An 8,290-nucleotide genomic window follows, 5' to 3' on the forward strand; every position below is an offset into this window, starting at 1 on the left:
AGATGGGGATATTACGGGCGAAAACCCACCATCAGGTGAACGCGGCCTAGAGACATCTTTAACCACGTCGGGCCAACTTCCCCGCCGATCGCGATCTTTGTTTACTGCGCGTAAACCGAGTGTTGTCATGGCGCACACCGTCCCGCGTACTTAGCGGGGCTAGCTTTCTCGCTGCCGTACCGATCACCGAACCTGCGATCGGGTGTCGGCTGCCGAGGAAGGACACGGATGGGAAAAGTCGACGAAAACAGGAGCCCGGCGGTCCGGGCTCGCGGGATCACGAAGTCCTTCGGCGATGTGGTCGCACTCGACGGCGTCGACCTCGACGTGGTGTACGGGCAGGTCCACGGCCTGGTCGGCCCGAACGGCGCGGGCAAGACGACGCTCCTCGGCCTGCTGCTGGGCTTGGCGGTCGCGGACGGCGGCCGCCTCGAGATCCTGGGCACGCCGGTCGGGCGGACGCTCGCCGTCCCCCAGGGCGTCGCGGGCTTCGTGGACGGGCCCGGGCTCTATCCCTCGCTCACCGCGCGACAGAACCTCTCGGCCCTGGCCTCGCTGGGCCGGTACGACGCCGATGGCGCCACCGGCGTCGACGACGCGCTGGAGCAGGTCGGGCTCACCGACGTCGCCGACGACCGTGTCCGGGGCTTCTCACTGGGGATGCGCCAGCGGCTCGGGCTCGCCGCGGCGCTGCTCACCAAGCCGCGACTGCTCGTCCTCGACGAGCCGGCCAACGGCCTGGACCCCGCGGGCAAGCACCACGTGCACCGCGTCATCGCCGGACTCGCCGCGGACGGGACCGCGGTGGTCCTGTCCAGCCATCGCATGGACGACCTCGCCGCGCTGTGCTCCGAGGTGACCATCCTCGCCACCGGACGGGTCGTCTTCTCGGGCCCGGTGAGCAAGCTCGCAGCCGAGAGCGGCGAGCTCGACTACCGGCTGCTCACCTCCGATCCCGCGGCCGCCCACCGGCTGGCGTCGGAGACGCCCGGGCTCCGCGTCGCGCCCGGCCGCGACCCCGCACAACGACTCGACACCGACGTACTCGTGGTGCGCGGGCCCGTGCCGGCCGTCGACGAGCTGGTCGTACGGCTGGTGCGGGCCGGCGTGGCGCTCCGGGAGCTGGCGCCCGTGGTGACGCCGCTCGAGGCCGCGTTCCTCGCCCTGACCGGGGCCGGCACCGCCCCTGTGCGGACCGGCCAGGAGGAGCAGATGGATCAGGAGGACCTGCGATGACCGCCACCGTCACCGCCACCGGCACCCGGCCCCCGGTCGGCGCCCGGCCGGCGCCCGTGCTGCCCGGCTACCGGTTCGAGCTGGCCAAGCTGCTCTCCCAGTGGCGCATCCGCCTGCTGCTGCTCGCCTGCTGGATCGCTCCGGCGGCCTTCGTGGCCGCCGTGAGCCTGCAGAGCTCGCTCCCCGCCGACACGGTCTTCGGCCGCTGGATGAACGCGACCGGCTGGGCGGGGGCGCTGGTCGTACTCGACTTCTCGTGCAGCTGGGCGCTTCCGCTGCTGACGGCGCTGGTCGCCGGCGACGTCTTCGCGGCCGAGGACCGGCTGGGCACCTGGCGCCACCTCCTCGTGGCGGTCCGCTCACCGAGGCGGATCTTCGTGGCGAAGGGCCTCGCCAGCCTGACCGTGCTCCTGCTGCTGGTGGCGGGGCTGGCCGCGTCGGGCATCGTCGGCGGCCTGGCGGCGGTCGGCAACCGGCCGCTCGCCGGCCTGGACGGCCATCTCCTCGCCCCGGCGGACGCCGCCGCCACGGTTCTGCTCGCCTGGGTGTGCGTGCTGGCGCCGACGGTGGCGTTCGCCGCCGTGGGGCTCCTCGGCTCGGTGGCCCTGGGCCGCTCACCGATGGGGCTGCTGATGCCCGCGCTGCTCGCCCTGGTGCTGCAGCTCGCGCAGCTGCTCCCGCTGCCGGTGGCGGTGCGCACGGCCCTGCCGAACAGCGCCTTCATCGCCTGGCGCGGGCTCTTCACCAGCCCGGCGCAGACGGGCCCCCTCCTCATCGGTCTCGCGGTGAGCCTGGTCTGGGCGGTCGCCGCCACCGCGCTGGCCTACCGGCTGTTCCTGCGCCGCGACTTCACCGACCTCACGTACGACGGGTCGGGCCGGCGGGTCGTCGTGGCGGCGGTCCTGCCGCTGGCCGCACTGGTCGTCCTCACCGTGGGCGTGATCGCCGTCGCGACCCCGGCCACGGGCTCGGGGATCGAGAAGGGGAAGCTGCAGGACTCGCTCGCCACGGCGTACGCCCATCTCTACCGGCTGCAGACGCGGGAGCTCCATCGGCCCGACGTCACCGAGGCGCAGCTGGGGGCGTCCGCGTCGTGCGACAAGGGCGGCTCCCGGGTCCTCGACCGGGGACCGGGCAACGACTGGCGGTGCGTCGTCTCCTGGCACCTGCCGGGCGCGAGCGCCGTCGGCTCCGCCATCTACCAGCTCGACGTCACCGCGGACGGGCGGTACGTCGCCGACGGAGACGGACCCAAGGAGGTGAACGGCTACTTCCAGGTGCGCACCCCTGCCGGGGACGCACCCAACCCCCTCTGGCAGTTCGACGGGAACGTCGACCTGCTCGCAAGCACCCCGAAGGAATGATTCATGCACGTCACGCGCCAGCGCGTCGCCAAGGTCCCTCTCGGACTCCTCAGCGGACGCACCGGCCGGCGGACCCGCCTCCTCGCGTCCGCCACCGCCGCTCTCGTCGTCACCGGCGGCGGCATCGCCTACGCGTCCACCGACGTATTCGGCACCCAGCAGGTCGGCCAGACCACCGACAAGGGCCTGGTCGTGTCGAGTGACCAGTACATCGACTCCATCGGCGAGCGCCTCGTCATCGACAACGGCAAGATCATGTCGTCCTCGGTCAGCCCGGACGGCACGCACCTCGCCGCCTCCGTCACCGACGGCGGGATGGCGCTCGTCATCGTCGACCTGAAGGACTGGAAGGTGCAGCAGGTCGTCGGCAACAACGCCGCGGCGAACCTGCGCATCACCGACAACCTCGTGGGCCAGGAAGGCCCCACGTACTCGCCCGACGGTTCGCAGCTGTGGCTGGGCCGGGCCGACGGCTTCACCAGGTTCACCGTGAACCCGGACGGCTCCCTCGCCGCGCCGGTCAACGTCACCATCGCCGCGCAGGGCTCGAAGCGCGCGCTGGTGGGTGAGCCGGTGTTCTCCGCCGACGGCAAGACCGTGTACGTCGCCGTCAACGGTCAGAACCGGGTGGTCGCCATGGACGCGGCGACCGGAGCCGTCCAGCAGAGCTGGGCCGTGGGCAACGCCCCGCGGGACATGGTCATGGTCGGGACCAAGCTCTACGTCAGCAACGAGGGCGGCCGTCCGGCCAGGCCCGGCGAGACGACGATCAACTCCTACGGCACCCAGGTGCCGGCCGACCCGAACACCGGCGCCACCACCACCGGCACGGTGAGCGTCATCGACCTGGCGAACCCGTCCGCCGTCCCTTCGAGCATCGACGTCGGCCTGCACCCGACCAGCCTGTACGTCAAGAACGGCGCGCTGTTCGTCACCAACACCGCCACCAACGACGTGTCGGTCATCGACACCGCCGCCGACAAGGTCGTCCAGACCATCGCCACCCAGCCCTGGCCGCAGGCCTCCGTGGGCTACGAGCCCGACGCCGTGACGCTCACCGACGACGGTCACCTGCTGGTGACGCTCGGCCGCGCCAACGCGGTCGCCGTCTACCGGTACACGAGCCCGCAGGAGCCGGTCGGCTACGTCGGCCTGCTCCCGACCGACTACTTCCCGGCGGAGATCACCACGGTCGGTGACCAGGTGCTGGTCTCCAACACCCGTGGCATCGACGCCCGCCGCCCCACCACCGCCGCCGGGCACGGCACCCACGACACGACGTCGAGCCTGCAGCGGTTCACGCTGCCGGACGACAAGGAGATCGCCAAGTCCACGGCCACGGTCTTCGAGCAGAACGGCTGGGGCAAGAACGACGTCAAGATCGCCCACGGCAACAAGCAGAAGGCCGAGCCGGTCCCGAAGCGTCTCGGGGACCCCTCGACGATCAAGCACGTCTTCCTGATCGTCAAGGAGAACCGGACCTACGACCAGGTCCTCGGTGACATTCCGCAGGGCAACGGCGACCCGTCGCTGGCCCAGTACGGCGAGAACGTGACGCCGAACCAGCACGCGCTGGCGCGCCAGTTCGGCCTGTACGACAACACCTACGACATCGGCACCAACTCCGCCGAAGGCCACAACTGGCTGATGCAGGCCGACAACCCGGAGTACACCGAGTCCTCGGCCGGTCAGTACCTGCGCAGCTACGACACCGAGGACGACGCCCTCGGCCACCAGCGGACCGGCTTCATCTGGAGCGGTGCGCAGGCCGCGGGCAAGACCGTGCGGAACTTCGGTGAGTTCCACCAGTTCCTCACCAAGCCCTCGGGCGCGACGTGGCAGAACCTGTACTGCGACACCAAGAACATGGAAGCCACCGGGGCGAACACCGCCTACACCCTGAACTCGTCCTCGCCGATCCCGTCGCTCAACGACGTGTCGGTGCACGGCTTCCCGAAGTTCGACACCAGCGTCCCGGACATCTACCGGTACGAGATCTGGAAGCGTGACTTCGACGCCAACGGGCCGGCCAACCTGAACATGTTCTGGCTGTCCAGCGACCACACCGGCGGTCCGGTGAACGGCGCCGCCCAGGTCGCCGACAATGACCTGGCCGTCGGCAGGATCGTGGACAAGATCTCGCACAGCGAGTACTGGAAGGACTCGGCGATCTTCGTCGTCGAGGACGACTCCCAGGCCGGCACCGACCACGTCGACGGCCATCGTGCCCCGATCCAGATCATCAGCCCCTGGGCGAAGCACGGCACCGTGGACAGCCGCTACTACACGCAGATCACCATGATCCGCACCATCGAGCAGATCCTCGGGATCCAGCCGATGAACCAGAAGGACAGCGCCGCCACCCCGATGGCGGCGGTTTTCACCGGCAAGCCCGACTACACGCCGTTCACCGCCCTGCCGAACCGCACGTCGCTGACGCTGGGCCTGTCGGGCTCCACCCTGCCGTCCTGCGGTGCGGACACACCCGCGCCGCAGAACCCGGCCGCGGCGGCGGCGCCGTTGGCGAAGGTGCCCGCGGACAAGCAGGACATCGCGAAGAAGTGGGGCGCCTGGAAGTCGCACCAGGCGTTCAACGGGCCGGGCGCCAGGGCCGACTCGGGGAACCCGGAGCAGATGAACCGCTTCTCCTGGTACGAGGCGCACGACTACAAGAAGCCCTACCCGGGTGACGGCGAGATCTACGCGCCGGACCAGGTGCCGGGCGCCTACATCCCGTCGTCGGACAACGACGGCTGACGCAGGCCGATCAGACGGAAGGGCCCTTGACCGGCGTCACCGCCGGCCAGGGGCCCTTTCCGTCCCTGCACAGGGCGGGGCCGCGTGCGCGTGTGGCCGGGTCAGCGCCGCGCCTGCGCGCCGCTGCCCGTCTTGGTCCGCAGGAGTTCGGTGAACAGGTTCTCCCACAGCGGCATGACGTTCGCCGGCGCGTACTCCCCGGAGGTGGCCACGGCGGCGGCGCCCATCCGCAGCCGCAGGTCGCGGTCGGCGATGAGCCGGTTCAGGGCCGCGGCGAAGGCGTCCACGTCCCCGCTGGGCACCAGGACGCCGTCGGTCCCGTCGGTGAGCACGTCGCGGGGGCCGGTCGGGCAGTCGAAGGCCACGATCGGCAGCGCGTGGGTCATCGCCTCGATCATGACCATCGGCAGGCCCTCGAAACGGCTGCTCAGCGCGTAGATCGAGGCCCGGGCGAGCTCCTCGTCGAGGCGGTTGGTCCGGCCCATCAACGTGACGTGCGCGGACAGGCCGTGCTCGCCGATCAGCGCCCGCAGGGCGGCCTTCTTCGGGCCGGTGCCGAAGACGCGCAGGCGCCACTCCGGATGTTCCTTCACCACCTGGGCGAACGCCGGCAGCAGCAGGTCGAAGCCCTTCTGCTTGACCAGGCGTCCGGCGGCGACCACGATCGGGTTCTCCTGCCGGGACGGCGCCTGGTTCACCGAGTGCACCGCGTTCGGAATCCGTACGATCCTCGTGCCGGGCAGCGCCTGCTCGTACTCGCGCTGGTCGCTGGCCGTCAGCACGGCGACCGCGTCGAAGCCGCCGTAGTGCCGGATGAGCTCCTCGCGCAGCGGTCCCGGGTAGGTGCCGAGATTCATGTGCTCCTGTGCCACCCGCACGACGTTCTTGGAGGCGCGGCGCACGGAGATGAGGTTCAGCGCCGGGCGCGTGGTGATGAGGACCCCTTCGTCCACCGAGGTGACGTAGTCGATGACCGCCTTCTCGACCCGCTCGGTGAAGTAGCCCGCGGCGAACTCGCCGTAGGGCACGATCTTGCCGCGCAGCCGCCGCCACACGCGCCGGCCGAGAGAGTCGGCCTGCACGCCGGACCGCTGGTCCACCAGCGTGGTGAGCATGACCTCGGGATGCAGCCGGAACTGCGGCTCCTCGCGGCGGCGCACCACGCTGACGATCTCGACCTCGTGGCCGAGCGCGGCCATCGCGTTCGCCTGGTTGACCACGGTGCGGATCGTGCCGCCCATGCCGTAGGCGTGCAGGAGCATGTATCGGATTCTCATCGGCCCTCCTCCTCGGGGAGGTAGCCCCAGCTGCGGCACATGGGTTTGAGCAGGTCGGGTATCTCGTCCGGCCCGGGCAGGTCGCGTCCCTGCTGCACCGCGCCCGACCGGATCTTGTCGCTCCAGTCGCCCAGGCCCTTCTGCACCACCTTCTGCTCGCCGTACGCCAGCATGCCGGGCTCCCACTCCACCTCGAGGAAGTCGCAGATGGCGCGGGTCGTCTTCTCCGGCTCGCCGGTCAGATCCTCATACCGGACGGTCAGGCCGGTGAGCGCCTTCCTGGCCCGCTGCACCGCCTTCATGTAACGCAGCGCGTCGGAGGCGGCCTCCTCCCGGGTGCGCTTGACGGGGTCGGCCTCATACCAGGAGGCGGCGATAGAGGCGGGGTGGCGCAGCAGGAAGACATACCGGGCGTCGGGCCAGCAGGCGGAGATCCGGGCGTACGCGAAGGCGTTGGCGGGAGTCTTGTCCACGATGGTCCGCTTACCGCTCCGCACCAGTTCGCGGTGGAGCACCCGGTCCCACAGCATGTGCTCCAGGTCGGCCTGGTTGTGGCCGAGCGCCTCCATGGCCTTGCGGGCCAGCGGCGTGCCGAACCCGACGGTCAGCCGCCTGACGTGCAGCTCGTGCGGGGCGTGGAGTTCGGGGTGCGCGTTCAGGAGCGACCGCAGCAGGGTGGAGCCCGACCGCACCGGGGACATGATGAACACCGGCGCGACCAGAAGGCGGTCGGCGCGAGGATCGGCGGGGGGACGCACCAGCTCCTCCGGCGCCGGAGCCGGAGCGGGGCCCGCGGGCGACGACTGGGCGGCGGGCCGGACACGGGTGAGCTGGACTCCCGTGAACTTGACGAGTGCGCCGTTGATCCTCCGCTGCCATGTCATGGCCCGCGAGATTACCGGGGCTTCCGGGGAAATCCCTGAGAATCCGCCCCCGGCTCACCTGTGATCCCACCCTGTCTCACCAGGTGGCTTACGGCCTGCGCGCGGTCCCGTCCGGCGCGGCCGTCGTCCCGCCGCCGGGATCCGCTCCTCCGCCCCCGAATACGGACGTATGACAACGCGAAACCGGATCCGGCCGGACATTCGTCCGAACCGGATCCGGTTTCGTCAGAGGTCAGGTGCCAGAGATCAGCTGCTGCAGGTGACGGACGGAGTGGCCGCGCTGCCGTTGGCGGTGAAGCCGACGGTCGTGGACGAGCCGGCCGCGATGGAGCCGTTGTAGGGAGCGTTGCGGACCGTCACGGAGGAGCCGGACACGCTCTGCGTGCCGTTCCACACGCTGCTGAACGTCTGCCCGCCGGACCAGGTCCAGTTCAGGGTCCAGCCGTTGACCGCCGAACTGCCGGCGGTGACCGTGACCTCGGACTGGAAGCCGCCGGGCCAGGAGCTCACCGTACGCATCGTCGCGCTGCATCCACCCGGCTGGGGTGAGGTGCCGGGCGACGGGCTGACCGGCGGGGTCGGGCTCGGGCTGGGGCTGGGGCTGACCGGGGGAGTGGGGCTGGGTGAGGTGTTGGGAGCCGCGTTGTTGAGGGCGTTGAGGACCGAGGTGTAGGCGGCCTTCTTGTTGCCGTTGCCGTCGAACAGCAGCGGGGTCTGGCTGGAGCGCCAGGAGTCGCTGTCGCGCACGCCCCACACGGTGATGCCGACGCAG

Annotated in this window: 6 protein-coding genes; 3 read left to right on the forward strand and 3 right to left on the reverse strand. The window is 70.7% G+C overall.

Features of this window, described 5'->3' with window-relative positions; genetic code table 11:
* The first annotated feature begins 228 nt into the window (after positions 1 to 228).
* Genes FLX07_RS22015 through FLX07_RS22025 form a run of 3 tightly spaced genes read left to right on the forward strand, consistent with a single transcriptional unit; the run spans position 229 to position 5,357 of the window.
* Positions 229 to 1,236 carry an ABC transporter ATP-binding protein gene (locus FLX07_RS22015; RefSeq protein WP_142572857.1) on the forward strand — a complete coding sequence of 336 codons (1,008 nt, stop codon included), beginning with the start codon at positions 229 to 231 and terminating at the stop codon, positions 1,234 to 1,236.
* Positions 1,233 to 2,600, forward strand: coding sequence for an ABC transporter permease (locus FLX07_RS22020; protein WP_142572859.1), 1,368 nt, complete (start codon positions 1,233 to 1,235; stop codon positions 2,598 to 2,600). The genes FLX07_RS22015 and FLX07_RS22020 overlap by 4 nt, the downstream gene beginning before the upstream one ends.
* 3 nt (positions 2,601 to 2,603) lie before the next feature.
* Positions 2,604 to 5,357 carry a bifunctional YncE family protein/alkaline phosphatase family protein gene (locus tag FLX07_RS22025; RefSeq protein ID WP_142572861.1) on the forward strand — a complete coding sequence of 918 codons (2,754 nt, stop codon included), beginning with the start codon at positions 2,604 to 2,606 and terminating at the stop codon, positions 5,355 to 5,357.
* Between the two features lie 101 nt (positions 5,358 to 5,458).
* On the opposite strand, the gene FLX07_RS22030 is transcribed toward FLX07_RS22025, so the two are convergent.
* The 3 genes from FLX07_RS22030 to FLX07_RS22040 form a co-directional block, all read right to left on the reverse strand.
* Positions 5,459 to 6,634 carry a glycosyltransferase family 4 protein gene (locus FLX07_RS22030; RefSeq protein WP_142572863.1) on the reverse strand — a complete coding sequence of 392 codons (1,176 nt, stop codon included), beginning with the start codon at positions 6,632 to 6,634 and terminating at the stop codon, positions 5,459 to 5,461.
* On the reverse strand, positions 6,631 to 7,518 hold the full coding sequence (locus FLX07_RS22035; RefSeq protein ID WP_142572865.1) for a sulfotransferase family protein: 888 nt from the start codon (positions 7,516 to 7,518) through the stop codon (positions 6,631 to 6,633). The genes FLX07_RS22030 and FLX07_RS22035 overlap by 4 nt, the downstream gene beginning before the upstream one ends.
* A gap of 246 nt (positions 7,519 to 7,764) precedes the next feature.
* The coding region (locus tag FLX07_RS22040; protein WP_191049454.1) for a cellulose binding domain-containing protein at positions 7,765 to 8,290 on the reverse strand (526 nt) is incomplete at its 5' end.

It is taken from the genome of Microbispora bryophytorum, from assembly GCF_006874465.1.
Taxonomy (GTDB): Bacteria; Actinomycetota; Actinomycetes; order Streptosporangiales; family Streptosporangiaceae; genus Microbispora; species Microbispora bryophytorum.